A 26,672-nucleotide genomic window follows, 5' to 3' on the forward strand; every position below is an offset into this window, starting at 1 on the left:
CGAAACTCTTAATAATTGAATAGTACGAAAATTAACAACAAAAAACAACGTCTATTTATTAATAGACGTTGTCTGTTCAAGATATCGGTTCTTTTGCACTTCGACGTGTTTCACGATCAAATAAACTATAAATTACTGGAATGACATACAGCGTCAGCAATGTCGAACTGATCAGACCACCGATTACGACAATACCCATAGGTTGATTAATCTCAGTTCCTTCACCTATCCCAATCGCTAGTGGCAACAAACCAAGAATCGTGGTTAGCGCGGTCATTAATATCGGTCTCACTCGATCACGTGCTGAGGAAACAATTGAATCATAAGAATTATTTCCTTCTTTTTTGCGTTGATTGATAAAATCGACCAGCATAATCCCGTTATTAACTACAATACCTACAAGCACTAATAAGCCAATTACTGCTGTAATACTGACTGGAGTCTGAGTGATAAACAACCCCAGTGCTACTCCGATAATCATCAGTGGGACTGAGAACATGATGACAAATGGATATTTGAACGATTCAAACTGTGCAGCCATAACAATATAGACAAGTACAATTGCAAGAATGACTGCCAACAACATATCATTAATGGCATTCTCGAATAATTCACGGTCACCACCGAACTTAATATCAACCTCTTCTGGCAAGTTTAATTTTTCAATTGCCTCGTCAACTTGATCGGACATTTCACCTAAAGTATAAGACGATTCATATTTTAGCTTAAAGCTGACCGAAGCTGCTTGGTCAATTCGACGAATGGAAACAGGACCTTCGGCAATTTCTATTTCTGCCACTTCCTGCAATTCAATAAATTGACCTGAAGGTGTTCGCAATTTCAGTTTCTTCAATTGTTGAATGCTGCTACGGTATTTTTCATCATATTTTACATATACGCCATAAACATCTTCATTTTCTGAAATAATTTGTGTAGCAAAATCGCCTCTCGTCACACTGTTCACCGTTTGGGCAATTTGTGCAGGAGCCAGTCCATATTCGGTTGCTGCATCTTTATTCACGGACACTTGCACTTCATCTATTTTCTCATCTAAATCATTCGTGATTTCTGTAATTGAATCAAATTCACTTAAAGTGCCTTGAATATCAGAAACGGCTTTTTCTAAACGTTTGTCATCCGTATCTGTTACAGAGAATGATAATGAATTTGGTGTGGAGCCAGAAGCAGTTTGTAAATTAAAACTTACTTCTGCCTCATCCCCTACGTCTTTCAATACTTTTGGTTGTACTTCATCCACAAATTCAAATACAGAACGCTCACGTTTATCTAAAGGAATGAGCTTGATATATACTTCCGCTCTATTCGATTCTGAAGTTCCTCGAGATTGGCCTTGTTGTGTTCCGCCAACGAGACTCACAAATACATCCACATCTTTTTCTTTGTTTAATTGATTTTCTATTTTTTTCACTACTGCTTTTGTTGCTTTTACAGAAGATCCATTATCTAACTCGACATTGACACTAACGAAACCTTCATCAGTAGCCGGTAAAAACTCGGTTCCCACTTGGAACATCCCATAAGTTGCAATTATTAGCATGATTGAAGTGATAATCAATACCATTAATCGATGTCCTAGAGCCCATTTAACCGAGCGTTCAAAATTATTATATGATTTTGAACGTCGACGTTTTGCTTCGAAGTCGCCTCTAGGTTTTTTCATCATTCTACTTGCAAGCATCGGAATGACGGTAAGTGCCACTACCAAAGAAGCAATTAAACTAAAGGAAATGGTTAAGGCAAACTCAGTGAAAATTTGGCCAATTAAACCTGTGATAAAGATAACAGGAACGAACACAGCAACAGTTGTTAAAGTTGATGCTATAATTGCCCCTGCCACTTCCTTTGTTCCCTCAGAAGCAGCAGGTTTAGAGTCTTTCCCCATACCGAGATGACGTTCGATGTTTTCGATAACCACTATTGCATTATCTACCAACATCCCAATACCAAGAGCAAGTGCACCCAACGTCATGATATTTAGAGCAAAATCAGCAAAATACATTAGCACGAACGTTACGATGACTGAATACGGAATAGCAATTCCAATGATAATTGGACTCTTTATTCCGCGTAAAAAAACAAAAAGTACAAGCATGGCGAAGAGTCCACCAAATACGAGCGAAGAACCAATGTTTCCGATGGCTAACTTCACATAATCACCTTGGTCAAACAAAATATCCGCTTCTACCCCTTTATACTCATCCTTCTTTAAAAGTTCTTCTAAAGATTCTTTTAACGAAGTTGAAACATCTGCTGTATTGGCTCCAGATTCTTGCAGTACTGACATCAAAACCGCGGGTTCATCATTCGCACGAGTTTCAGTTGAGGTTTCTTGTTCTGCCAACTCAACCGTTGCTACGTCTGCAACGGTTATGTTCTTACCGTCCATAGGATTGACAGTCACCACTAAATTTTTTATATCTTCGACATTTGTCAGTGTACTGACAATACGTGTAGTCAGTTGCTTTCCATCTTGTGTTTCGATTGGATCACCAGGAAACGAAACATTATTTGCTTGAATCAACTGCACGATGTCAGATTGCGCTAGTCCTTTAGCTTCAAGTTTTTGTTGATCCAATAAAATTTGTACTTCTTCCACTAACGCCCCTGAAACATTGACACTCGCTACGCCGTCTGTACGTCGCAGTTCTTTTTCCAGTTGTTCTGCGATGATTCGGACGTCTCCCTCATTTTCAGGAGCACGAAGTGATAACTGAATGATAGGGAACTGTGCTGGGTCAAATTTCAAAAAGCGAGGTTTTTGAGAGTCGTCAGGTACTGGAGTTTGATCGATACGCTGCATGATATCGTTTTGTATATCATCAATATTGGTTGACCAATCAAATTGCAATACAATAATATTGACGCCTTCTTGCGAAGTAGATTGCAATGTTTTTATCCCCGGTAAAGTTGACAAACTTGATTCAAGTGGCTTTGTCACTTTTTCACTGACTTCTGTCGGGCTCGCCCCTGGATAACTTGTAACTACCACACCAATAGGAGGGTTCAATTCAGGAATTAACGTAACTGGTATTTTGAAGTACGATACTAAACCTAAGATAATAACCAAAAACATAATGACTGTTGTAAAAACGGGACGTTTTATCGAAAAATCGCTGATTTTCATTTCATAATTTCCTCTCCTGCAAAAACTTCTCTCTCTATCATATTCGTTACGCCCACTTACTTCAAACGTGAATCGTGTAAAACTTTATTCGGAAACGTGATTGACAATATTTCTATATTAATTCACTAATAAATGGCGTTAGCTGCGTCCTTAATTACCGGACGTAAACGATCGATAACTCCTGCGGCTACTCGTCGCAAAGATTAGAACCAAATTGCCTTTGGTCCTAATCTTTCCTGCGGAAAAACGGGCTGGCAAGACCTCACAGCGAAGTACGAGTGAGGAGGCTTGCCTGTTCGTCCGTGGAAAGGGAGCAAATTCCCTCTAATTTATATAAAACACCATTAAAAATTAACATAGCCAACAAAATAAAAAACCTGTCGAAAGACAGGTTTTCTCATTATAACAAACTATATAGCTCGATATTTTCGTTTTTATCTTGGAACCAGCGCATTGCAAAATCATTTTCAAATAAGAACACATATCGATCATAACGATCACGAACGAGCATGCTTCGAGGACTTGACATAGATTCCTGAACTTCACTTTCGTTCTGAATCCAACGGGCAATTTTATTACCGATAGGTTCCATTCGAACCTCTACGTTGTACTCATTTTTCATTCGGTGTTCAAACACTTCAAATTGAAGCTGCCCTACCGCTCCTAAAATGACGTCTTCCGTATGAAGCGTTTTATAATATTGAATGGCACCTTCTTGCACCAATTGCATGATGCCTTTGTGGAAATGCTTTGATTTCATTACGTTTTTGGCTGTAACACGAACAAATAATTCTGGTGTAAATTGTGGAAGTCTCTCATAATTAAAGGACTTTTTACCACCAACAATGGTATCCCCAATTTGATAACTGCCGGTATCATGCAAACCGATAATATCTCCTGCAACTGCGTAGTCCACTGTTTCACGATCGTCCGCTAAAAACTGAGTCGATTGAGTCAGTTTAAACGTTTTACCAGTACGGGATAAAGTCACAGTCATACCACGTTCAAATTTACCCGATACGATACGCACAAATGCAATACGGTCACGGTGAGCAGGATTCATATTGGCTTGAATTTTAAAGATAAACCCTGAGAATTCCTCTGTTACTGGATTAATCACTTCTTCAGCATCAGTTTTTCGAGGTTGTGGAGTCGGCGCAAATTGTAAGTAAGTTTCCAAGAATGTTTGAACACCAAAATTCGTTAAGGCACTGCCAAAGAATACAGGTGTCATTTTTCCATTTTTTAATTTCTCAAGGTCAAAGTCATTACCCGCTTCATTTAACAACAAAATATCATCTAAAGCTTGTTTGTAATAAGAAGTTTGTTTCATTGAATGATCGACAGCTAATCCACCATCTTCGTCTAATGGCAAAAAGCGTTCCTTCTCATCGGTACGGAACTGTTCAATACGATTATTGAAACGGTCATAAATCCCTAAAAATTCTTTCCCCATACCAATTGGCCAGTTCATTGCATACGACTCAATTCCCAGCACTTCTTCGAGTTCTTCCATTAGTTCCAGAGGCTCTTTACCTTGGCGATCCAATTTATTGATGAACGTAAAAATAGGAATCCCACGTAAGCGACAAACTTTAAATAATTTTATAGTCTGAGCTTCAATTCCTTTTGCAGCATCAACAATCATCACCGCGCTATCTACCGCCATTAATGTACGGTATGTGTCCTCACTGAAATCTTGGTGACCTGGTGTATCTAGAATATTGATACGGCAATTGTCGTAATCGAATTGCATAACTGAAGAAGTTACAGAAATCCCACGTTGCTTTTCGATTTCCATCCAGTCCGATGTAGCGAACTTACCGGTTTTTTTAGCCTTTACCGTCCCTGCATCACGAATGGCTCCACCAAAAAACAGCAATTTTTCTGTCATTGTTGTTTTACCGGCATCGGGATGGGAAATAATCGCGAATGTTCTTCTTGCTTGTATTTGGTCTTGAACTTGATTAGTCATTATTAGGTATTCTCCTTCTTTTTTTCCTTTATCATCATATGGAGTTTTTCAAAAAATTACAAGTGAACAAAAAGTCGAAAGAACCGATCGGCAAATGTGATCGGTTCTTTGTTACGATTTCCAGCACTAAGCTCCAGCCCGATTTCTCGCTTCAGTGTAAACTTCTGCTATTTCAAGAACGAGAGGGAGAATCCTGGAATTTCAATTTACCAGCAGCCAATGCTATATCTCCATCGCTATGCGGGAACTTAGTACGTCCAATGATTTGATAATCTTCATGTCCTTTACCTGCAAAAATGATAATATCACCTGGCTCAGCAATCTCGATTGCATGCTTTACAGCCGCTTCACGATTACCAATACACGCATAATTCTTATGCAACATTCCTTTTTCCAGGTCAGTAAGAATTGATTCGTATGGCTCGTCGCGTGGATCGTCCGTCGTTAAAATCACATAATCAGCGACCGAAGCCATCTGTGCCATTGCAGGACGTTTTGATCGATCTCTATTTCCACCCGTTCCTACTAAGAAGATGAGACGATTTGTCTGATACGGTAGGACTGATGAAATCGCTTTTTCAATCGCGTCCGGTGTATGAGCATAATCAATAAAGATGGATATGGGCAACTCACTATCCAACTTTTCCATTCGTCCTTTAACTGGCGGAATTTTTTCAAGTTGTTCAATGATTTGTGGAATTGTATATCCTTGTGTATACAAAGCCGTTGTTGCAGCCAATGCATTATATACATTGAACTCGCCAAGTAGATTCATACGTACAGGAAAAATCCCCTCAGGAGTCTTCATCTCAAATTTTGTACAATTTGATTGCAACAGAATATTACGCCCCTGGAAATGTGCATCCGAATGAATCGCATATGACCATACAGGATAACCCGTCATTTCTTTCAATCGGTTAGACCAGGGATCATCTCCATTAACAATGGCATGTTTTGTACGTTGCAAATCTTGACCCAATTGTGAGAACAATAGACCTTTTGCTTGTCCATATTGTTCCATTGTTCCATGGAAATCCAGATGATCGTGAGTTAAATTTGTAAAGATGGCAATATCAAAATCTACACCAGTTAGACGCCCTAGTACCAATCCGTGAGAAGAGACTTCCATAATCATTGTCTGACAGCCTTCGCTTTTCGCACGTTGAATCATTAATTGTGTGCTTAATGCGTCACTTGTCGTATTCGCAGAATCATACAAAACTCCATTTAAATTAAAACCGATTGTACCAGTCAAAGCAGATTTCACAGCAAGTCCTTGAAGCATATTTTGAATGATGCCACTTACACTTGTTTTACCATTTGTACCGGTTACACCAATCATTGTTAAGTCTTTGGATGGGTATCCATAAAACTTGGAGGCCAGTAACGCGACCGCTCGCGTTGTATCGTCAACGACTACACAGGCGACTCGGGAATAGTCCAATTCCAGATGTTTTTCTGAAACAATTATTTTTGCTCCACTTTCAATTGCTTGCAAGGCATATTCATGGCCATCTACGGTATATCCCTTAATACAGATAAAAATACTTTCTGGTTGAACACTACGTGAATCAACCGCTATATCAAACACTTCGGCTGGAAGTGATCCGTGAATTTCTTTAACCGGCAAGCAGCTGATTAAGTCAATTGACTGCATTTGCTTTCCTCCTATTCTGTCTCCATTGGAGAGAGCACATATGCTTCTAGCAGTGCTGAAGTGTGTTTCAATGAATCAATATGTGTCCGTTCGTATGCATGTGATGCTTCAATACCTGGTCCGAATAAGGCATGTTTGACGTCGAATCCAGCGCGAATTGCAGCCGAGGCGTCAGAACCATAATACGGGTAAATATCCAGCTTATATTCAATGCCTTGCTGTTTAGCCAATTCAACCAAATGTCGTGTAAGTTCGTAATGGTAGGGACCTGAAGAATCCTTCGCACAAATGGAGACCGTGTATTCATCGGATGTTTGCCCATCACCAATTGCCCCCATGTCGACAGCGATATACTCCACTACTTCGTCAGGAATATTCGAATTACCACCATAGCCAATCTCTTCATTGTTCGAAATGTAGAAATGAGTGGTATATGGTAGTTTCAAATCATTTTCTTTTATGGAAGCAATCAATTGTAATAATAAAGCTGTACTAGCCTTATCGTCCAAGTGACGTGATTTGATAAAGCCTGATTCTACTTGCTCAAATCTAGGATCAAATGATACAAAGTCACCCACTTCTATTCCAAGTGCTTTTGTTTCCTCTGCATTCGTCACTTTCTCGTCAATACGTACTTCGATATTTTCAACATTGCGTTCTGCAGAACCGGCATTCTTATAGACATGAACAGTCGTTTGATGCATCAAAATCGTTCCGCGGACTTTTTTACCAGAGGCTGTATGTATATGACAATATTCGCCTTCTACCGCATTCCAATTAAATCCACCAATCATCGATAGTTTAAGTCGTCCACTACCTTTGATTTCTTTTACCATCGCACCGAGCGTATCTGTATGTGCTGTTAACAATCTATGTTTAGAATTATCTTTTCCCTCAATCGTGGCAATTAATGCCCCTTTGTTTGATTGTTGGTATGATACGTGCATGTTATCTAAAAGCGAAGCCATAAAATTCATGATTTCTTTCGTATATCCCGAAGGACTTGGAATCTCTACAAGCTTTTTAAGTAATTGAACTGTTTCTTTCTCTTTAAACACACTTGACATGATTAACCCCCTGTATGATAAATATCATATCAAAATTCAACATGTTCGCACACCGCTAAATCATGTATGATATAGGAATAACTACTTATTAACGAGGTGAAAAATGGACAAATCCATGCTACTGACAAAACGCAATCGATTGTTCATAAATTTATTTGCAGTTGGATTACTTTTACATACATTATCAAGTCTGTTTATCCATTACCAAAATCCAGTTTCCATCCCACTTTTCGCTATCCTATATTGTATCCTGTTATATATTCTTCGTAGAATGAACATAAATAATTATGTGATGCAAACCCTGATACTGGGCGGAATGAATGGATATATTTTATATCTAATTATTGATACACCTTATTACATACATATTTTGCTTTTTGTATATCCACTATTCATCGCTTCATTATACCATTCAATCATTTCAAGTTTAATTCTTTTACCAATTACTGCACTGGAAGTCATTTATCTTTTCCAAAAAAACTATATAAATTTTGAAAGTACCATTGAATTCGGTAATCTATATGTTGTCCTATTGTTTTTGATTTTAATAAGTTTGACGGCTGTTGTCCATTCACTCTTTATGCGCAACACATGGCATCGAATGGAAGAACAGCAATCTACACTGGAAAGAGCCCTAGATTCCAGGGAAGGCTATTTACATATGTTTTTTGAGAATGCCAAGGATGGCATTGCAGTATTTGATTTAGATGCCCGCATTATTGCACTGAATCCAGCTTTTGAGCTGCTCTATGGCTGGAGTCGAGAGGAATGTATCGGCAACCACATTCCACTTGTACCACCTGAGAATGTGGCAGCAGCAAACGAAAGAATCGAAAAAGTTTTAAAAGGAGAAAGTTTTTACTCTTTCGAAACAAAAGATATGAAAAAAAATGGCACTTTCTTTGATGCGCAATTGACGTTAAGTCCCATTTATAACAAAAGTGGGGATATAGTAGCAATGTCCGTTATTACACGGGATATTTCTTATCGTAAAGAAGCAGAAAAACTGATTGTCCAGACTGAAAAGCTGAAACTGGCAGGAGAAATTGCTGCAGGAGTTGCGCATGAAATCCGTAATCCAATGACTGTGATTTCAGGTTTCATTCAAATGATGAATACAGATGATCAACACCCCTATCAAACTTATACAAAGTTAATAGCTTCAGAACTTGAGCGAATCAACTTAATCATCAGTGAGTTTTTAATTCTCGCAAAACCTCATGTCACAAAGGCAAAAGAATTTCATATTGAAAGAATCATTCAAGATGTCGTACTTCTATTTAGTCCAGAGCTTAATTTAAGAAGTATTTTACTGAAAGAATCTTGGAATGCCCAAAATGCAATAGTTATTGGTGAGCAGAATCAAATTAAACAGGTAATAATCAATATTGTTAAAAATGCAATTGAAGCACTGACCAATGAAGGCTCCCTAGAAATCTCTACAGATTTGGAGACAGATGGATTTGTCAGTATTCATATTCGTGATAATGGTGCTGGGATGACTCCGGAAGTTGTGAATCAAATATTTGAACCCTTCTTCACGACGAAAACCACAGGTACTGGACTTGGAATGATGATTTCCGAAAAAATCATTCAGGAGCATGCCGGGAAAATTACTATTAATAGCCAACTCAATAAAGGCACTACCGTATCAATCTTACTCCCTTATAATAAAGCAGAAAAATCAGCGACTTCCAATTAAAATGAAGGTCGCTGATTTTTTAGTATTAGTATATTTTTTTCTTAGCTTTGTAAAACTGTACTGTTCAAGGAACGAAGGCTAAGAAGCCACCTCGTGTGGCAACGCCTTCGTGACAAACCTCCTGTTGGCCCGAGGAGGCTTGCTAGTTCGTCCGCGGAAAGGGATCTGATTCCCTCTAATCTTAATAAAAGTTAACATAACCATCTATTTAAGAAGAGTCTTCACAAGTTTCACTTTGTTTTTATATGGTGGAAATACAATATTCACTGGAAATTTGGTACTCTTTTTCAATATTGATTTGGCATGAGTAAATGCTTCGAAACTATATTTCCCATGATAAGCGTTCAGACCGGATGACCCCACACCGCCAAACGGCAAATGAGCACTCCCTACATGGGTCACTGTATCATTGATACACCCTCCACCGAAAGGCAGTTCATCCAAAAAGTACTGAATGGCATTTTCATTTTCGGAAAATAAATAAGCAGACAATGGTTTTGGTAATCTTCTAATTTGTCTTATTGCACTTTCCAATCGATCATAAGTCATTATTGGTAAAATTGGTCCAAAAATCTCATCTTCCATAGAAGGGCTATTCCACGAAACCCCGTCTAGAATGGTTGGTTCAATATATAAATCACTTGCATCCATATTTCCACCGGAGACAATGTGGGCACCTTCATGTCTGATTAACTGTTTTAATCGATCGAACTGTTTTTGATTAATAATACGGCCATAATCCGGACTCTTTTGTAGGTCTTTCCCGTAAAAGTCTTTTATTGTTTTCCTTAATAACTGAATAAATTGGTCTTTCACTTTGTAATGCACCAGTAAATAATCAGGAGCCACACAAGTTTGTCCGGCATTGACGAATTTACCCCAGACGATACGCTTCGCAGCGACTTCTAAATTTGCGGTATGATCGATGATTGCAGGACTTTTTCCGCCAAGTTCTAACGTCACAGGAGTCAATCTTTCAGCTGCAGCTTTCATGACGATTTTCCCGACTTGAACACTTCCGGTGAAGAAAATTTTATCGAACGGTGCATGAATAAGAATGGATGTCTCATCCCGTTCGCCCTCAACCACACGAATATATTCTGGTGGAAATGTTGATTCAATGATTTTCTTGATAACGACAGCCGTATGAGCAGCCGATTCCGAAGGTTTGACGATAGCACAATTCCCGCCAATCATCGCACCTATCAGTGGTTCCATGACCAGTTGAAATGGGTAGTTGAATGGACCAATAATCAAGACAGAGCCATAAGGTTCACGAATAATGAAACTTTTTGCTGGTTGTAAATGAAGAGCCGTTTTAACTGCTTCCGGTTTCATCCATTCCTCTAGATGTTTCAACATATATCCGATACTATCTAATACAAACCCTACTTCTGTGGCATATGCTTCAAATTCACTTTTATGTAAATCATCATAAAGTGCCCGTACGATTTCTTGTTCATGAAGTTGTATAGCCTGCTTCAGTTTAGTTAATTGCTGCTTTCGAAATGCTGCTGATTTTGTAGCACCTGTATAGTAAAAATCATGTTGAGATTGAATCATATGGTCAACGTCCTGCACTGTGAAATTCATGCTATCACTCCCGTCATCTATCACTTTATTGTAACGTGTAGTGTGATTACACGCAAAAAAGACACCTTCAAAAAAGGTGTCTTCATATGTATTCCACTTGTCTAAAAGGAATTTACTTAAGTCAATAATTCATCAATCCAACGCTGCACGATTAACCCTTCTTCAAAGGACACAAGCGAAGCTTCTTTTCCACTTCTCGCATCATGACAAGCATCCCACAAAGATTTGGTTGTTTTATTGATTTCTACTTTCTTCTCCGGCTCATCCTTTTCGCATACCCATAGTTCTGACCAATTTCTAATTGTCATCACTTTCTTTGTTCCAAACACCTTGAATTCCAAAAGTTCTTCCTGTCCTACTCCACTTAAACCATTGATTAGAATCGGAATTCCACTGTGAGTTTGACCGAGTGCAAATGTCCCTGTTTCAGATAAACTTTGATCTTCTGGATATTTTGTTTGATGCGCAGAAAATGAAAATTCCCCAAAAAGTCGATACATGATTTGCAGATAATGTGGAAATACTTCTCTTATAAACCCACCTTGAGCACGAGAACCAATCCATGGATTCTGTTGCCATTTTCTTGGCCAATGCGGGAAATATGTTTGAAGTTCAACGCGAAGTATTCCTCCAAGTGAATTGTCTGCAACTTCATTCATTAACGTTTGAATTGCTGGACTATACATAAGAGGAAAATGGATCGCCGTTAAGACATTTGCTTGTTTAGCACTTTCAACCATTAATTTCCCGCTTTCCACATCGTGAGCGAGTGGCTTTTCAGATAACACCAAACAGCCTTTTTCAGCTGCTTGTAAAGCAAGAGCGGCATGACTATTAGGAGGTGTACCTATATACACCCAGTGTGGTTTCGTCTCAAATAATTCTTCAATGGAATTTGCTATTGGCAACTCGTATTTACTTTTCATTTCTTGTAATCGTTGTGCATTCTCATCAAACGCACTGACAATTTTGCAATTAGGGTTAGCTAAAAGTTGATTGATAATACGTTCTCCTACAATTCCAGTACCAATAACCGCAAATGTTGTTTGATTCATATCGCTCACTCCTTCGTATAGTTTTTGCATCAATTTAAGGTCTTAAGAAGTATTTATCAAAAAAGTTGTTTATATGTGTAACTTTTTAGGGTAAAGAACTAACAAATAATTTAAGACAATCAAAGGAGGAAATAACATGTTAAAAACAGAAACTTGGTGGGAACCTATCTTTTCAGGAAACTTAAGCCTAGGTATCAATAAGGAACGTTTAGCTGAATTAGAAGAAGAATCCTTCATCTACTTCAATGAAATTGAACAAATTGAAACGACGGAACAATAAATTTGAATATAGAATTTCGATTCCAACCTACATAAGACCGCTTCCCCCTCAAGAAGATGACGGAGAAGCTGTCTTTTTTTGTTCGAATAAATAGAACATGCCGTAATATACAAAAGCGCTTACTACAGCTAGTATCGCAATGATGGTAAATGTCCAAAAGAAGCCGAACCAAACTGTTAGTGGAATGGATAATGGGGCAATCATTCGGCCAATTGTGTAACGTAGACTAGCAGCCGCAAAATACTGGCCCCGCATATGTTCTGGTGCCAATTTTGAAATAAAGCTTTGCTGCAAGCCTACAATCATTAACTCACCAAATGTAAAGATTGCCATCGCCAAAAGAAAAATCCAAAATAAATCAAACAGAGAAAAAACAATCATGGCCAATGCATACAAGATGGATGAGATGAAGAAAATGTTTTTCTCTTTAAACGACGCAACAAACCGTGTAACAGCAACTGTCAACAAAGCTACAAGTAATCCATTCTCTGAAATAAGTACACTAAAGGCAAGTTCACCTGTAAGCTCTACATCTGTTCCAAACCAAGTTCCCAAAGATTGATGTCCGATTACTTCCTTAATATATACCGGTAGCAATAAATCCAATTGCATAAACGTTTGTGCACTTAGTATTCCTGCAATAATGAAAAGCAGAAACAATTTGTCGTTCAGAATCACACCGTAATCTTTCACTTGTTTTTGAATGGCATGCATAAATCCACGAGGTGCCCCTTGTGCCTCATCATCTGAACGAACTGGTTTCGTCTCTTCAGTAAATTTAATGAGGATCCATGCCAGTAATAAACATACGAGACCTGCGGTTACCATCAACCCGAATCTATAGCTGAAAAAGAAAATCCCTCCAAGAATCGGTCCAATAACAACGGCAATATTTATGGAGGTATAAAAAACGGCAAAGACATCACTACGGTGCTCTTCTGGTACTACATCTGCTACCATAGCCTGACTTGCTGGCCAATAGAGAGAGCCAAACATACTTGCGATAGTGAATGCGATAAATCCTAAGCTAGGTGAATCTAAAATAGGTGAATTTGCAAGTGCAAACAGGAAAAACGCGCCCCCTTGACCAAACGAAGATAAGACCATCATCGTTCGTCGACCAAACTGATCAGCACAATAGCCTCCCGCTAAATTGGCTCCTACTGAAAACACTTGCGATAAGATAAGCAATAAACCGGCAGTAGTTTTACCAAACTCCTCTGCAAAATAAATGGCAAGGAAAGGGAAAAACATCCAAAACGTAATGTTCATAAACGCTTCTCCTATTAACCTTGCTCTCAAACTTCTATCCCAATCTCTAATTCTCATGATGTCTACTCCCCAAAATCATTATCTGATATTTCATAAAATTATTGTATCATTGGGACCCATTAATTAGACATACATAATTCGACTGAATGACAGAATTTACTCAATACTTCTCCATAAATAAAGCGATGCGTAGCTTAAATAAGGAGACCATTCCGGAAAATGTGAAGAAATTTCCGCAGCTTTCGGTTTATCTGCTGTTCCCCAAATTTTTTTCAGTGCATTTTGCAAACCGATATCTGCAAGTGGAAATAAATTGGGTCTGCCCAATCCGAAAAGCAAAAAACTTCCCGCTGTCCATGGACCGATTCCACGATATTTCACTAGAGTCTCAATAATTGTTTCATCATCTTGATAAGAAAGTGATTCAAGATCCAGTTCTCCGTTTGCAATCGCTTTTGAAACACCGATTACATATTCTGCTTTTCTCGTACTGAATTGCAATTTCCGCAGATCTTCAACTTGAAGTTGCCCTACTGCAGCAGGATCAGGATACACCCATACTCCTTCCACTTGTTCACCGAATGTATGAACAAATCGCTCTGTTAATGTATGTGCAAAGGATAAATTCAGCTGCTGGTGAATAATGCTTTTCATTAAGGTCGCATACAACGAAAATTCCCGAATGATGGGTGTCCCCCGGTGTTCTTCAAATAGTAAAGCAAGGTTCGTTTTTGCAAAGTGTTCATGAATAGGTTCTAGGGAACGGTCGAAATGAAAAATTTCTTTGATTTTCTGGATTTCTTTATCGTCTTCAGGTCCTATTATTTTGAATGCAGGCTCAACGGTTGTCCCAAAGGCTTGAACCTTATATATTTTGCGCTCTTCAGTTGGCACCATTACATATCGCTTTTCTTTGTTTAAAGAAATTAATGGATCCATTGATAATCGATCGAGCACACGCTCGAAATTATAAGGGAAATCTAAATGAATAGTTTCTGTCATAGTCGTTTCCTTCCTGTTCGGTTATATTTAGTACATACATTTTGACAGTAAGAATCGAGGGATATAAATGAAAAAATGGTTGTGGCTCCTTCTCGTTCCAGTTCTCTTCGCAGGCTGTGATGTGAGTTCGAATTCTACTGATAAATCAACCAGTGCAAACGATACGATTCCAGTCGAATTGATTGCTGTCATTGATGGAGATACCATTAAAGTAAAGTATAACGGAAAGATAGAAACTGTCAGGTATTTATTAATCGATACTCCCGAAGTAAGACACCAAACACTTGGGAATCAGCTTTTGGTGACGAAGCGAGTGAACGCAATGAACAGTTGCTGAAGAATGTTGCTGTGTCTCTCAAATTTGATGAAGGAGACCGCTATGATGATTACGAGCGTCTTTTGGCATATGTTTATGCAGATGGACAATCCGTCCAAGAAATATTGCTATCCGAAGGGCTTGCTCGTGTTGCCTATGTTTTCCCTCCAAATGATCGTTATGTAGATGCTTACAAAGAAGCTGAAGCAATTGCCCGTAAAAACAATTTGGGAGTATGGGAATATAAAAACTATGTAACCAAAAGAGGATTCGATGAAACAAAAGTTGAAGAAGAAAAAACAGAAGTAAATAAACATCCGAGCGAATGCTTAATTAAAGGCAATATCAATCGTGAAAACAAGAAAATTTATCACATACCAACAGGTAAATATTATGATCAAACAAAACCAGAAAAATGGTTTTGTTCAGAGCAGCAAGCATTGGATGCAGGATTTAAAAAATCTGGGAATAAGTAAAGGAGAAATGAATATGCAAGTACTTGTCTTAAGGTTTGATTACAAACTTTCCACAAAATTAGAGCATGATAGCAAAGACTTACACTTAGCTTCAAGACGGGGCAATGAAACGCAAATGCCTCCTCATATCAGCCTGTTTTCTTTTGAAAAGATCAATCCGGCGACATTAAAAGAACAAGTAAACAAATGGATAGAACAACAAAAACAACTAGACATTTCTTTTTCTTCATTAGGTTTCTTCAAACAGACTGGTACTTTTTTTGTGGCTCCCGTCGTTACAAAAGAATTGGAGACGTTTCATCGGGAATTATTTTCATTAATTTCGCATTTACATACTATTGAAATATCTCCCTACCTGCCAGGTAAATGGGTTCCTCACTCTACACTGATTAACAAAGTGCCTCTCACAGCGTGGGGTCCTCTTTTCCAGAGAGCCAGCTTAGCGTTTGAACCGCAATCAGGCAAGGCGGTCGCGCTGGAATGCTGGTCGATTGTAAATGGACATGCACAAACTGAATGGACATATTTTTTAAAGTAATTTATTCGCATATTTCTTTACTAAGTCATTGACTATTAGCCTATGAACGATATAATAGAATTTGTCCTAGTAAAAACGATCTTGTAGCTCAGCTGGGAGAGCGCCACCTTGACAGGGTGGAGGCCGCTGGTTCGAGCCCAGTCGGGATCATTATTTAAAAGCGCCTTAAAACATTGGTATATCAATGTTTTAAGGCTTTTTTTGTTTTTGTTTTTGATAAACATACTCCATCCATTTTTTCATATGTCCGCATTTTGTCCGCAGGATTTTTTAATACTCTTCATTTTGCACGGCTTTGTGAAAAATATCTGCAATATCATTATTTCTGTTTGGTAATAAATGTGCATAAAATTCTAATGTGGTTTTAGGGCTTGTGTGACCCAGTCGATTAGAAATTTTAACTATATCTACACCTTCTGAAATAAGAATTGAAGCGTGTGTGTGCCGAATATCATGAAATCGAATGTTAGAAACCCCTGAGCTTTTTATAATACGTTTCATAACACGTAATACATTACGAGGATCTTGAAAAGAACCCGTATGCGTGCAGATAATTAGGTCTTGATTCTGGAATAATTCCCCCACCAGTTGTTTCCATTGTTCCTGGCCATTCTTAACGGTCCGTAATTCATTTAAAACGAATTCTGGAATAGGAATTTGTCGTATAGAATGTTTCGTCTTGGGAGTAGTAAAAAGATAACCCACTTTAGGAACTCTAACTAACGATCGATTAACATAAATCGTTTTTTTATTGTAATCAATATCACTCCATTTTAGTCCTAATATTTCCCCACGTCGCATTCCTGTATAAATAGCCAGTAAAAAAGTTAAATAATGACTTTCATCTTTGCAATACTGAAGAAACTGATTAATTTCATTGAGCGACCAAATAGACATCTTCTGATGTCTTACGGAAGGTGGATCTGCATCTCTTACAGGATTAGAAGCGAGTTTTTTCCACTTAACTGCTTGATTAAATGCTTGATTTAATAACTGATGCATTTTTCTGATATAACTTGTACTATATCCATTCTCTAATTTCAAGTTATAAAAAGCATCAATATCAGCAGCTGAAATGTTAGAAATCTCCTTATGACCGAAAGGATTTTCTTTTAAAATATGTTTTTCTATAAGATATTTACAATTCGCTACACTAGATTCTTTAATTCGCTTTTTATAATGATTTTCAAACCATTTTCCTATGAAGTCAGAGAAAATCTCTTTGCTCTCCACTAACAAACGATTTTCATCATTCAATAGCTCGATTTTCCTCGCTGCAATTTCAGCATCTTTCTTACGAATAAATCCCCCTTTATTTATTTGTTTTCGTTTCCCAGTAATCGGATCGATTCCTATATCTATTGTATACGAATAGGTTTTGCCTCTTTTTCTTATGTGCGCCACTAACTAATGTACCTCCTTAATTTTTGCACAAAGAAAAGTAAACAAGTGGTCTATTACCAACCTGTTCACTTTCTTAAATTTTTATAAGAATTAAGGAAACTTTTTCATTTTCTTCTATTGTTGATTCATTAACCAACGAAAAAATTCATCCCTTAGAACTCGCTTACATCTTCCAATTTTTATCAAAGGAAAATCTGATCTGTTCATTACCTCATATGCACTGGGTTTTGATATTTTGAGAATAAAACTAAGCTCTTTAGCCGTTAATACAAGAGGAAATGTCTCTATTTCATATTTCTTCATTAGAACTCTCTAGATTACTAGTGTGATTTGATTTCAAATGAGACTCGTTTAGTACCCTGTTTTTGTCCAACTGATATTCCCACTCTTTAATTAATGCTAAAGCTTCTATACGCTTTGGTTCCAGCTCCTGTTTATTTTCCATTAAAAAACCTCCTAAAGAATTTACTTCTTTAGAAGGCTTTCTAAATTATCCTTTTTCTCTTCCTTTGGCCATTATTATGTCCAAAGAAAATATATTGTCCGCCAGTAAATCATTATTCAAATAGGTGATATCAGGAATATAAGAATCATCAATTGTTATTAAGAAAATTAATTTTTTATTTAAACGTAAAAATGCCTCTCTTATATATATTCTACTTCTAGCATTAATTAATCTTTGTAATTTTAAAAAAACCGGGTACTTTAGGTTTGCATCATTTTTAATATGAATTTCAATCGTAAAATATCTAGCCCGAATATCTACTCGGGTGTTTAGGATCCCCTCCCCTAATAATAAAAAATCATCTTGTTTTACTTTTACCCCATAAATTTTTCTTTGGTCTCCTACCATTACTTTTGATTTATTAGCTGCATCTTCTATAAGTTCTTTAAAAGAAACCCTTTGAATATTATTACGATCATATTCATCAAAAGAATCAATGTAATCAAATAATGTATCTGGATTTGCAAGATATCTGAATGGAATATCTAGAATAATCGCTAAATCATAGAGTAATTCTATTTTAAATTGTGGGTTTTTAATTGTAGAATCTTGTGATTCATTGGTGAAGTTACTTCTAATGAACTTGCTAATAGTAGTCTTAGAATTATAAATTTCAGACATTTCTATGAGTTCTCTATCATCTAAATCGAATACTGTTTTCATTACTAAGCAACGTACACCTATAGTAAGTTTTGATAAAAAATGGTCAAATATCAAAGGATTTGCATTTAGTAAATGTTTAACTTCAGTTAATTTTCCACTTGGAGTTAATCCTCGCTCACTGAAGTATTTTTCAAAATTCATTTCACCTTTTATAAAGCTGCTTATCAATTTTAAATAATCAGTTTCAATCATCTTAGACATCACCTATTCAGATGCTAATACGATGAAACTTTAAAGTATCACTTGGCCATAATTGTGTCCAAGCTTTTATCCTTTGAAGTTTAATACCATACTTCAAAAGCCAGTAATTCATGGACTACACTTTCTCATGTATTGCTGCGCAATGTAATAATAATGGGTTTTTATTCATAAAACTCCTCCTTAAAAGTTGCGGGGAACTTAAATTCCCTGTCAGTTTGTATAGATCGAAAAAAAGGTGGGAATAAGTAAATTAAATCTTATTCGAATATTCATTCGAACCTTCCCTCCATTTATCAACCCCGTGCAATAAAAAAGCACTTTTGATAAATGGACATACGAATCCCTTAATGGGAAAACGTCTGAACACTTACCAAAAGTGCTTACAAATGCCTTTATACCGCTTGGTTAAGGCCAATTAAATAAATTATTATTTTAATTATAAATTAAAATAATTTCAATAACAATAAGAATATACAAACTTAAACAATTTTTCAAGGTTTCTTAAAAAACTAATAAATAATAAGGAGACATAATGGGACAAACAATTACTTCCTTTCCTAATATTATTGAAAAACCTTTCTGTGGAATTTTTGAAGAATTTATAAATTTACAATCCAAAGCAAACCAAGAAAATAGTGAGAAGTTTATTCTATTTTTTTATAAAGAATGTCAAAAAGAAAAAGAAATTTTCGAAAACCAAACTAACACCGTACATTTTAGTAAATTAGAGATTAAGCATATGTTAAAAATTCAGGCACAGATTGAATTGTTAATTAAACACAATCAACTTGAAAAGATAGAAGCTTTAATTTTTCTAGATTATCTAACTAAATTTTGTAAATTTCTCACAAAAAAAGATATCGCAAAAATATATTATAAAAAGCCTCAGAAAAATGTTGAATCTCAAAATACAAGCATCATAAATTCACCTATTCTTTTGGAATTTGAAAATTTCATGAAAGTAAAAAATTATGCATTAGCAACTAGCCACGGATATGTGACTAGCGTTAAATGTTTCTTGGACTATTCAAACTATAACTCACAGATTCAAAATAGTAATATATTTTGGTCAACTTGTGTTAATCAATTCGAAGATTATTTGAATAAAAAAGTCCTATTAGAAAAAATTGAGGCTAATACTGCATATGCGTATTTAAAAGCAATTAGGTTATTCATTCAATTTTTATTTGAAAAAAGGTACATAAGTTTTCAATATCAAATCCCAAAGAGAATGATACAGAAGGGGAAAAGAAGTAATGAGTACGTTAACATCCAAGATGCTCTGTTAGTGATGGACAAAATTTTTGAAGTTTCTAATGACATTTTACGGGATATTTCAATATTTTTATTGCTTCTTGAAACTGGATGCCGGCCAATAGAACTTGTTAATTTGAATATTGACGACATTTATATTCATGAAAAACTTATCGTGCTAAAAAGTATCAAATCGCATCAAAGAACTTTAAGTCTTTCAGAATCTACCATAAATATAATCAAGGATTATTTACAAATCCGAAAAAATTATTTACCTAAAGAGACACAAGCATTGTACTTATCCCCTTCAGGAACTCGAATGTCTAGTGAATATATAACTAACCTGTTCAGAAAATACAATTTTCTCACCTTTAAAGAAATACGATTTACGCCAAAAAGCTTCAGACACACTTTTATAACAAACGCGATAAATAATAATAACAATATTGATCAAGTAAAAACAATTGTTGGACATAAACATTTAATATCGACTCATTACTACTATTATCGAGATATTAACAAAATAAAATCATTATTTATTGGAAAAAAACTATTTAATGGAGGCGGCAATGACCATGACAATTAATAAATCAATAAATATATCTTTTGAAGAAATTTGTAATCAATTAGGTATTTCAGAAAGTAAATTAATAAATTTTCTAAATGATAATGATACAAATATAGAAAAAAGTTCAATAAGTAATGAAAATACAGCTTTATTCGTACTTGAAAAATATCAAGAACATTTGAAAAAGATGGTTAGTATTGGTAAAAGATCTGAAGAGACTGCAACGACTTATAATAACTTTATATTGAGAATAAAGAAATATATATTAAATAATAATCCCAACTTGAATGTAAACGAATTGAACGAAATTGTATTAAATGAGATTATTATAAATCGTAATTCCGAGAGAAAATTTTCGATAAGAACTATTAATAAATATAATGCCATTATGAAAAGTATTTTAAAGTTTGCATTTGAAATGAATTATACAAATAAAGATTATAGATATAAATTCACATTAGAAAAAACTTCTTTAATTCCTCGTTATATTAAAGAAGAGCATATTCCAAAAATTTTTGAAACTATTAAAGAACTTTCAAAACCCCATCGTTGCAGAGGCATGATTATGTTTTTATTATTAACAGGTTGTCGAGTAAGCGAAATTTCGAACATTAAATTAAGAGATTTCGACATAGAGAACGACTTAATCACCATCTACGACGGTAAAGGCAATAAGGATAGAGTTATTCCAATGTTCTATGAATTAAAAGTTGAGATATTATTATATCTTCAAAAAAGTGGTATGTCAGATTGGAATCGAAAATGTGAGGGATATCTCTTTGCTCGAGATGAAGGTATTGAACGGAAGAGAAAATTTCCAATTAGAGCTTACCAGCATCTAGTTGAAAGAATTAAAAAACGTATGCCTGAACTTTCAGAAATAACTGCTCATTCCTTCCGACATACTTTCGCAGTCTCTTGTTTAAAAATAGGAATAGAACAGCATCATCTTACTGAAATTTTAGGACATTCCGACCCTAAAACGACAATGACATACACTAAATTACGTGGTGAAGATTTAAGAGATGCAATTAACAACAGGTTTCCTTATCCATTCGAAATTCTTTTAAAAACAATTAATGAGGATAGTAATGCGACGAACAATAATAGATGAACTTAAAATTTATAAAGACAATGTACGTTTAGCCAAATCAACTCTTTCTACTTATTCTCTTTACTTAAAGAAATTTATTTCTTTCTTATCTGTTGAAATGAATAATCCTAAAGATATTTATTTAGATCAAATTGTTTCATTAACTGATTCAACCGGAAAATTCATTAGATATTTACCAATAAATAGTGATATAATCGACAATTATTTTTATTTATTACTATCAAATAATAAAGGTTATAACGTCCTTAAAGACAATCATAAATCTTTAACAAGTTTTTTTAAATTTCTTGAGAATAATAATAACCTTGAAAACCCAATGGGTAATATTAAATTTCAACTTAAAGATTATTTACCGGAAAAAAAGTTCTCGAAAATTTTAACAAGAGGAAATATATTGAAATTTTTCAATTCAATAATTACTCATTCTAATGATTTACCTACAGATGCACTTCTGTTTACTATCCTACTTTCAACAGGGTGCAGAGGCTCAGAAATTTGCAATTTAAAATGTAGAGATATCGATTACAAAAATGATACATTTCTTTTAAAAGAAACGAAAACTAAACAAGAGAGAAATATATTTCTTTTAACTGGAATGGGATGTGAAATACAAAAGTATTTAACGAATTGTAACAGAAAGGATTCAGATTATTTATTTTTGAGAGACCACAAAGAACAATACACTCGTAAAGATATAGACATTTTATTGAAAAAGTATTTAACTTTAGCAAATTTACCCCCAATTAATGTACATGGATTAAGGCATTCATTTGCAACCCTGATGGCAGATCAAGAAACTCCTTTAGATATCATTAGACAATTGTTAGGTCACGAAAGTTTAAGTGCGACTAAGGGATACATAAATCCACATTATGTAAGAAACAAGAATATTAACATGCCAGAAAACAAAATTATTATTAACTATATAAAGAATAAACTATAATCCAAATTTGTAGAGTTCTGTATTTTAACAGCAAAAGTAATTAAATCATTTGTATTCAAAGTGCCCTTGTTGTAACTCCAAGTTTCCAAGGGTTTATTATGGGGCTTTTGGATATTCGCCTATAATTTCCCCTTGAGTTTTCCTATTCGAAATCCTTTCCTTGCGGGGCACTCGGGCTTTATTTATGCATTGCATACTGACCCAATTGTCTAAGCTTATATGAAGTTCGTTTACCACAGAACGGAGATTTGCTGCTAGGTTCCTACAGATTGCACGTCACCATGGAACCTTTGCATTAAGCTAATTGTTATTTCTAACTTCACAGTTCGAGTTTTTCACCCTATACATTACGCCAGTGTTGGTGCACAATGAGAAAAGAAGCCCATTAAAGGGCTTCTTTTTCTTTACCTCATTATTCTATTGATAGTTGAAATAAGGTTGTTGTTTTCTTCTGTTAGGACGAGTTTTTAATAAATAGTTGCTTTTAATTAGTTTATGTAGGGAATCTTGCGGTTTACTTTTAAGGACGGACGTTACGAATACTCCGTCAATAGTTTCAAAGGTCTGATTTTCATTCAACGTTCCTACAACTTTGTTGATACTTCCAAGGAGGGCGTATTCTTGATGTGTTGCTCTAAGGTGGTGGGTTCGTATGACTCTACAAGATCCACAAAAGATTGAAGGATTTTAATATCTTTCTTTGCTGCATCAACCGTTCTTAACAACTTCATTAATTTTCCCCTTTTTATGAGTTTTTGGTCATTATTCATAGTAATTAATATCCTTATTTTTCACTGTACAATCTAAATACTAATTTATCTGGCTCAAAAACAATTCCTCACACATACTTTCTTATACTAAAAAACCCTCAGAAAGATGAACGATATAAACAGATTATTCAATTAAATTACTTTTATTTTTAACATTTCTTATAAATTCAATTCCCAATGGACATAAGTTATAGCATAAGTGACAAATTATGAAAGGTTCACTTTTTCTTGTTTAGAAATTTATTATGTTGTTCTTTAATCATCCGATCTAAAAGCTCATGTACATCATCATACTTTGCGTTGTCTCTCAAAACGGTGAAAACAAACATCAATTCATCCATATCAATGTCGCCCTTCTTTTCATTTAAAGAATCAAGAGCAATTTTCATTGACAATGACATAGTTATTCCTCCTTACACACCCAAAAGTAAAACACGCTTATTTATTCTTTAATTTGTTAATTAAATGTTCTATATCAGATTTCATTTTTTGTGTATCGTTTCTCAAAATAGTTAGCGTTTGGATCGAGCCGTTGTCGGCAAATTCCATTTCGACAATATCGCCTTCTTTTATTCTCTCAGGTAATTCCATTGTAGGTACTAACTTTTCGATGGATTCATCATCTTTTAAAAGGAATACGGCCAGGTCATTTTCATACCGGTCTAACGTATATTTAATTGAGTTCACTCACAACAGCCCCTTGAGCATTTAGAAGTTTAGCAGGATCTCCACTGTTAAGCCAAATGTTTGCAGTTGTCCATTTTAGATAACCTGTAACTGACTTGGCATTAGGACCGCTTGTTACATATACCGTTTCTCCTGCCGCTAAATTATAGCTTGAGAATTTGTATGTTTGATTACCTTGTACAGAAAGCAATGTCCATCCATTGAGATTAACAGTAGTTGTACCTGTATTTTTAATTCCTACCACTTCTCCAGATAAATCTTTGCTAACGATTTTCACTGAAGATGTACCTGGTTGTGGTACTGGAGTCGGTGTTGGTGTTGGACTTGTCGTTGGTTTACATACATTTGCAACTGTATGTCCTTTACCGCTAGTTGTAACTGTTATGTCGCAATAGTCTACTGTGTTATAGATTTTCGTACCTATGGCTTTCAAACGGTTCATTACCTCCGAATGAGGATGGCCATAAGAGTTATCCTTACCGTATGACAAAATAGTGGTTACTGGTTTTGCTTCATTTAGGAATAATTGAGAAGTAGACGTGTTGGATCCATGATGACCGGCTTTCAGCACAGTCGCCTTCATATCATATTTCTGAACTAGTTCTGCTTCTGTAGCAGTTTCAGCGTCACCCATGAATAAAAACGATTCCGAGCCATACGTCATTTTTAAAACAATAGATGCTTCATTGTTATCGTCACTTGCTTCAGCCGCATTCAACACCTGTACATTCATGGACGAATCCACGGGTAATTTATCACCTACAGAAGGAACTATATACTTGATATTTTTCACGTCAATCAAGTTCAGCATTTCCTTATAGGTTTCAGTAGTATGAACTTTGCCACTATCCACGAAAGTACCTATAGAGATGGAGTTTAGGACAGAAATTAAGCCCCCGATGTGATCAGCATCTGGATGCGTAGCCACTACATAATCTAGCTTAGAGACGCCCTTAGATTTAAGGAAACTTACCACTTTTGTACCTTCTGATTTTTTCCCGCCATCAATCAGCATGTTCTTTCCATTTGGAGATTGGATTAAAATACTATCACCTTGATCAACATCTAGAAAATGAACTTTCATCACGTTAGCCGTAGTAGCTTTGTATCCCATCGCTCTTGCTAGGAATGCCGATATTTGACCTCTTGTTAACGTATCATTGGGTTTAAACGTACCATCTGGATACCCAGCGGTTATTCCTGCTTCAATAATTTTTTTAATGGAGGCATATGAAGCCATGTTTACTGAAATATCTTTAAATGATTTAGTTGATTCTGTGTTAAGATTGAAACCTCTAGCTAAGAAAATCGCCATTTGATCACGATTTACGATGGTTTTAGGTTGGAAGTTCCCATCGGGATAGCCTTGAAGAATCTGTGCCTTCGCAGCCGAGTTAATATAACCGGATGAAGCTAATGATTTTGGAACATCTTTAAATGGTGTTGTGGTTTGTGTTCCATTCAGTCCTACCGCTTTAGAAACCATAACCGCAACTTCTTCACGAGTTACTTTTTCGTTTACTCCATAGCGAGCACTATCCTTAATGACTCCTTTTTCTAATAGGAACATGATCTCCCCGTAAAATCCGTATGACGGAGTGACATCAGAGAATGATGCAGCTGACGCGTCTTGTCTTGGCAACACTGCTAAGAGCAAAAGTATTGCTATTAGTAAAGAAAATACTTTTTTCAATTGTTCATATCCTTTCCCATCCAATTTTTTATCTTAATTGTAATACTTGGAAATAGACAAGTCTATGAAATTACAAATTTAACGCTTTGATGGCAAACTATTTCCTTTTAATCAAAAAAAAAAAAAGAATCTCTCCTAAGAATAAGGGGTTCTCTTCAGAGGTGCAAAACACAAAATCGAGTCTCAAACAGCAATGTAAAACGATATGATATTAGCATCGCTTTTAACGGTTTTTTTTGTGGTTTTCTGACAGAAAGTAATAAAAAAAAACACTGATTATTTTCTCAGTGTTTTCTCTGGTTATAATTTTTAGTAATCTAGTTTTCATCTCTGTTTTTTAAGCTAAAGCAACCGTTAGTTTAATAAGAAATCTCTTTCTACTTTTGCAAAATCAGTCCATAATTCATTTTCATTTACCTTGTTTTTTTCTTTTTTTAATCTTTTTACCATTAACTCTAATGCTTCTTTTAGGTTATCAATAAGATAAATTCTGATATTTTTTGCATTAATACCTTCCCATCTTGACCGTGGCATCCCAACATCTATTGTAATATATCGATACTTTTTGCTAAGTCGTAATTTCTCACAACCTTCAAATCCCCAGTACGCCAAGTCACCATCTACACGTAGAATTGGTGCAATTTCATCTATCTCTTCGCAATAAATTTTGTCGCAAAACCTATAGATTAATTTCCTTAATTCATAAAGGTGAGGTGAAACGGCTTTACCTGCATTTACATCTCCTATGTCAGCTCCAAAGGTTATATAGTATTTAGCGATATTTTCCATCAG

24 protein-coding genes and 1 tRNA gene are annotated in these 26,672 nt (G+C 35.7%); 9 read left to right on the forward strand and 16 right to left on the reverse strand.

Annotation, left to right across the window (positions count from 1 at the left end; genetic code table 11):
* Positions 1 to 76: 76 nt before the first annotated feature.
* The 4 genes from MHH33_RS12540 to MHH33_RS12555 form a co-directional block, all read right to left on the reverse strand.
* Positions 77 to 3,145 (reverse strand): efflux RND transporter permease subunit, encoded by a 3,069-nt coding sequence (locus MHH33_RS12540; protein ID WP_342541894.1) that lies wholly within the window; start codon positions 3,143 to 3,145, stop codon positions 77 to 79.
* Positions 3,146 to 3,545: 400 nt separating this feature from the next.
* Positions 3,546 to 5,120, reverse strand: a complete 1,575-nt coding sequence (locus tag MHH33_RS12545) for a peptide chain release factor 3 (RefSeq protein WP_342541895.1) — start codon at positions 5,118 to 5,120, stop codon at positions 3,546 to 3,548.
* 172 nt (positions 5,121 to 5,292) lie between these two features.
* Entirely contained in the window at positions 5,293 to 6,777 is a 1,485-nt protein-coding gene (locus MHH33_RS12550) for a UDP-N-acetylmuramoyl-L-alanyl-D-glutamate--2,6-diaminopimelate ligase (RefSeq protein WP_342541896.1), read from the reverse strand.
* 11 nt (positions 6,778 to 6,788) lie between these two features.
* Complete coding sequence (locus MHH33_RS12555; protein ID WP_342541897.1) at positions 6,789 to 7,844, reverse strand: M42 family metallopeptidase; 1,056 nt, start codon at positions 7,842 to 7,844, stop codon at positions 6,789 to 6,791.
* Positions 7,845 to 7,947: 103 nt separating this feature from the next.
* Here MHH33_RS12555 and MHH33_RS12560 point away from each other — a divergent pair, with 103 nt between their 5' ends.
* A complete protein-coding gene (locus MHH33_RS12560; RefSeq protein ID WP_342541898.1) occupies positions 7,948 to 9,546 on the forward strand; it encodes an ATP-binding protein in 1,599 nt (532 codons plus the stop codon).
* A gap of 204 nt (positions 9,547 to 9,750) precedes the next feature.
* On the opposite strand, the gene MHH33_RS12565 is transcribed toward MHH33_RS12560, so the two are convergent.
* Complete coding sequence (locus MHH33_RS12565) at positions 9,751 to 11,139, reverse strand: aldehyde dehydrogenase (RefSeq protein ID WP_342541899.1); 1,389 nt, start codon at positions 11,137 to 11,139, stop codon at positions 9,751 to 9,753.
* A gap of 116 nt (positions 11,140 to 11,255) precedes the next feature.
* Positions 11,256 to 12,194, reverse strand: a complete 939-nt coding sequence (locus tag MHH33_RS12570; RefSeq protein WP_342541900.1) for a Gfo/Idh/MocA family oxidoreductase — start codon at positions 12,192 to 12,194, stop codon at positions 11,256 to 11,258.
* A 136-nt stretch (positions 12,195 to 12,330) separates the two neighbouring features.
* On the opposite strand from MHH33_RS12570, the gene MHH33_RS12575 reads away from it, so the two are divergent.
* On the forward strand, positions 12,331 to 12,474 hold the full coding sequence (locus MHH33_RS12575; RefSeq protein WP_016427895.1) for a hypothetical protein: 144 nt from the start codon (positions 12,331 to 12,333) through the stop codon (positions 12,472 to 12,474).
* A 48-nt stretch (positions 12,475 to 12,522) separates the two neighbouring features.
* On the opposite strand, the gene MHH33_RS12580 is transcribed toward MHH33_RS12575, so the two are convergent.
* Both MHH33_RS12580 and MHH33_RS12585 read right to left on the reverse strand, forming a co-directional pair.
* Positions 12,523 to 13,803 (reverse strand): MFS transporter, encoded by a 1,281-nt coding sequence (locus MHH33_RS12580; RefSeq protein WP_342541901.1) that lies wholly within the window; start codon positions 13,801 to 13,803, stop codon positions 12,523 to 12,525.
* A gap of 99 nt (positions 13,804 to 13,902) precedes the next feature.
* Positions 13,903 to 14,748 (reverse strand): DNA-3-methyladenine glycosylase, encoded by an 846-nt coding sequence (locus MHH33_RS12585; protein WP_342541902.1) that lies wholly within the window; start codon positions 14,746 to 14,748, stop codon positions 13,903 to 13,905.
* Between the two features lie 67 nt (positions 14,749 to 14,815).
* Between MHH33_RS12585 and MHH33_RS12590 the strand changes: the two genes are divergently transcribed.
* The 4 genes from MHH33_RS12590 (at position 14,816) to MHH33_RS12605 (ending at position 16,228) form a co-directional block, all read left to right on the forward strand.
* Complete coding sequence (locus MHH33_RS12590; RefSeq protein WP_342541903.1) at positions 14,816 to 15,085, forward strand: hypothetical protein; 270 nt, start codon at positions 14,816 to 14,818, stop codon at positions 15,083 to 15,085.
* On the forward strand, positions 14,998 to 15,540 hold the full coding sequence (locus MHH33_RS12595) for a thermonuclease family protein (RefSeq protein ID WP_342543773.1): 543 nt from the start codon (positions 14,998 to 15,000) through the stop codon (positions 15,538 to 15,540). The genes MHH33_RS12590 and MHH33_RS12595 overlap by 88 nt, the downstream gene beginning before the upstream one ends.
* Positions 15,509 to 16,078 (forward strand): 2'-5' RNA ligase family protein, encoded by a 570-nt coding sequence (locus MHH33_RS12600; RefSeq protein ID WP_342541904.1) that lies wholly within the window; start codon positions 15,509 to 15,511, stop codon positions 16,076 to 16,078. The genes MHH33_RS12595 and MHH33_RS12600 overlap by 32 nt, the downstream gene beginning before the upstream one ends.
* Before the next feature lie 77 nt (positions 16,079 to 16,155).
* A tRNA-Val gene (locus MHH33_RS12605) sits at positions 16,156 to 16,228 on the forward strand.
* A 120-nt stretch (positions 16,229 to 16,348) separates the two neighbouring features.
* Here MHH33_RS12605 and MHH33_RS12610 read toward each other — a convergent pair.
* The 4 genes from MHH33_RS12610 to MHH33_RS12625 form a co-directional block, all read right to left on the reverse strand.
* Complete coding sequence (locus MHH33_RS12610) at positions 16,349 to 17,482, reverse strand: site-specific integrase (protein ID WP_342541905.1); 1,134 nt, start codon at positions 17,480 to 17,482, stop codon at positions 16,349 to 16,351.
* A 114-nt stretch (positions 17,483 to 17,596) separates the two neighbouring features.
* Positions 17,597 to 17,785 (reverse strand): helix-turn-helix domain-containing protein, encoded by a 189-nt coding sequence (locus tag MHH33_RS12615; RefSeq protein WP_342541906.1) that lies wholly within the window; start codon positions 17,783 to 17,785, stop codon positions 17,597 to 17,599.
* Positions 17,772 to 17,927 (reverse strand): hypothetical protein, encoded by a 156-nt coding sequence (locus MHH33_RS12620; protein ID WP_342541907.1) that lies wholly within the window; start codon positions 17,925 to 17,927, stop codon positions 17,772 to 17,774. Before MHH33_RS12620 ends, MHH33_RS12615 begins: the two co-directional genes overlap by 14 nt.
* Positions 17,928 to 17,972: 45 nt before the next feature.
* Complete coding sequence (locus tag MHH33_RS12625; RefSeq protein WP_342541908.1) at positions 17,973 to 18,842, reverse strand: hypothetical protein; 870 nt, start codon at positions 18,840 to 18,842, stop codon at positions 17,973 to 17,975.
* A 541-nt stretch (positions 18,843 to 19,383) separates the two neighbouring features.
* On the opposite strand from MHH33_RS12625, the gene MHH33_RS12630 reads away from it, so the two are divergent.
* Genes MHH33_RS12630 through MHH33_RS12640 form a run of 3 tightly spaced genes read left to right on the forward strand, consistent with a single transcriptional unit; the run spans position 19,384 to position 22,730 of the window.
* Positions 19,384 to 20,691 carry a site-specific integrase gene (locus MHH33_RS12630; RefSeq protein WP_342541909.1) on the forward strand — a complete coding sequence of 436 codons (1,308 nt, stop codon included), beginning with the start codon at positions 19,384 to 19,386 and terminating at the stop codon, positions 20,689 to 20,691.
* Positions 20,675 to 21,787 carry a tyrosine-type recombinase/integrase gene (locus MHH33_RS12635; RefSeq protein WP_342541910.1) on the forward strand — a complete coding sequence of 371 codons (1,113 nt, stop codon included), beginning with the start codon at positions 20,675 to 20,677 and terminating at the stop codon, positions 21,785 to 21,787. The genes MHH33_RS12630 and MHH33_RS12635 overlap by 17 nt, the downstream gene beginning before the upstream one ends.
* Positions 21,765 to 22,730 (forward strand): tyrosine-type recombinase/integrase, encoded by a 966-nt coding sequence (locus MHH33_RS12640; protein ID WP_342541911.1) that lies wholly within the window; start codon positions 21,765 to 21,767, stop codon positions 22,728 to 22,730. The genes MHH33_RS12635 and MHH33_RS12640 overlap by 23 nt, the downstream gene beginning before the upstream one ends.
* A gap of 988 nt (positions 22,731 to 23,718) precedes the next feature.
* Here MHH33_RS12640 and MHH33_RS12645 read toward each other — a convergent pair.
* The 4 genes from MHH33_RS12645 to MHH33_RS12660 form a co-directional block, all read right to left on the reverse strand.
* Positions 23,719 to 23,901: a hypothetical protein gene (locus tag MHH33_RS12645; RefSeq protein WP_342541912.1), complete on the reverse strand. Its 183-nt coding sequence runs from the start codon at positions 23,899 to 23,901 to the stop codon at positions 23,719 to 23,721.
* Between the two features lie 37 nt (positions 23,902 to 23,938).
* Positions 23,939 to 24,187: a DUF3006 domain-containing protein gene (locus MHH33_RS12650; RefSeq protein ID WP_342541913.1), complete on the reverse strand. Its 249-nt coding sequence runs from the start codon at positions 24,185 to 24,187 to the stop codon at positions 23,939 to 23,941.
* The gene (locus MHH33_RS12655; protein WP_342541914.1) at positions 24,174 to 25,880 is read right to left on the reverse strand and encodes an S-layer homology domain-containing protein; all 1,707 of its coding nucleotides are present in this window, start codon (positions 25,878 to 25,880) and stop codon (positions 24,174 to 24,176) included. The genes MHH33_RS12650 and MHH33_RS12655 overlap by 14 nt, the downstream gene beginning before the upstream one ends.
* A 354-nt stretch (positions 25,881 to 26,234) precedes the next feature.
* The gene (locus MHH33_RS12660; RefSeq protein WP_342541915.1) at positions 26,235 to 26,669 is read right to left on the reverse strand and encodes a hypothetical protein; all 435 of its coding nucleotides are present in this window, start codon (positions 26,667 to 26,669) and stop codon (positions 26,235 to 26,237) included.
* Between the last annotated feature and the right edge of the window lie 3 nt (positions 26,670 to 26,672).

The organism is Paenisporosarcina sp. FSL H8-0542, from assembly GCF_038632915.1.
GTDB lineage: Bacteria > Bacillota > Bacilli > Bacillales_A > Planococcaceae > Paenisporosarcina.

Excerpts from the sequence above, each read along its gene's own strand:
- MHH33_RS12635 (WP_342541910.1), top strand. The coding sequence starts at position 20,675 with ATGACCATGACAATTAATAAATCAATAAATATATCTTTTGAAGAAATT.
- MHH33_RS12620 (WP_342541907.1), bottom strand. The coding sequence starts at position 17,927 with ATGGAAAATAAACAGGAGCTGGAACCAAAGCGTATAGAAGCTTTAGCA.
- MHH33_RS12590 (WP_342541903.1), top strand. The coding sequence starts at position 14,816 with ATGAAAAAATGGTTGTGGCTCCTTCTCGTTCCAGTTCTCTTCGCAGGC.
- MHH33_RS12575 (WP_016427895.1), top strand. The coding sequence starts at position 12,331 with ATGTTAAAAACAGAAACTTGGTGGGAACCTATCTTTTCAGGAAACTTA.
- MHH33_RS12555 (WP_342541897.1), bottom strand. The coding sequence starts at position 7,844 with ATGTCAAGTGTGTTTAAAGAGAAAGAAACAGTTCAATTACTTAAAAAG.
- MHH33_RS12540 (WP_342541894.1), bottom strand. The coding sequence starts at position 3,145 with ATGAAAATCAGCGATTTTTCGATAAAACGTCCCGTTTTTACAACAGTC.
- MHH33_RS12560 (WP_342541898.1), top strand. The coding sequence starts at position 7,948 with ATGGACAAATCCATGCTACTGACAAAACGCAATCGATTGTTCATAAAT.
- MHH33_RS12545 (WP_342541895.1), bottom strand. The coding sequence starts at position 5,120 with ATGACTAATCAAGTTCAAGACCAAATACAAGCAAGAAGAACATTCGCG.
- MHH33_RS12625 (WP_342541908.1), bottom strand. The coding sequence starts at position 18,842 with ATGATTGAAACTGATTATTTAAAATTGATAAGCAGCTTTATAAAAGGT.
- MHH33_RS12550 (WP_342541896.1), bottom strand. The coding sequence starts at position 6,777 with ATGCAGTCAATTGACTTAATCAGCTGCTTGCCGGTTAAAGAAATTCAC.
- MHH33_RS12600 (WP_342541904.1), top strand. The coding sequence starts at position 15,509 with ATGCAGGATTTAAAAAATCTGGGAATAAGTAAAGGAGAAATGAATATG.
- MHH33_RS12640 (WP_342541911.1), top strand. The coding sequence starts at position 21,765 with ATGCGACGAACAATAATAGATGAACTTAAAATTTATAAAGACAATGTA.
- MHH33_RS12585 (WP_342541902.1), bottom strand. The coding sequence starts at position 14,748 with ATGACAGAAACTATTCATTTAGATTTCCCTTATAATTTCGAGCGTGTG.
- MHH33_RS12630 (WP_342541909.1), top strand. The coding sequence starts at position 19,384 with ATGGGACAAACAATTACTTCCTTTCCTAATATTATTGAAAAACCTTTC.
- MHH33_RS12565 (WP_342541899.1), bottom strand. The coding sequence starts at position 11,139 with ATGAATTTCACAGTGCAGGACGTTGACCATATGATTCAATCTCAACAT.
- MHH33_RS12645 (WP_342541912.1), bottom strand. The coding sequence starts at position 23,901 with ATGTCATTGTCAATGAAAATTGCTCTTGATTCTTTAAATGAAAAGAAG.
- MHH33_RS12580 (WP_342541901.1), bottom strand. The coding sequence starts at position 13,803 with ATGAGAATTAGAGATTGGGATAGAAGTTTGAGAGCAAGGTTAATAGGA.
- MHH33_RS12615 (WP_342541906.1), bottom strand. The coding sequence starts at position 17,785 with ATGAAGAAATATGAAATAGAGACATTTCCTCTTGTATTAACGGCTAAA.
- MHH33_RS12660 (WP_342541915.1), bottom strand. The coding sequence starts at position 26,669 with ATGGAAAATATCGCTAAATACTATATAACCTTTGGAGCTGACATAGGA.
- MHH33_RS12570 (WP_342541900.1), bottom strand. The coding sequence starts at position 12,194 with ATGAATCAAACAACATTTGCGGTTATTGGTACTGGAATTGTAGGAGAA.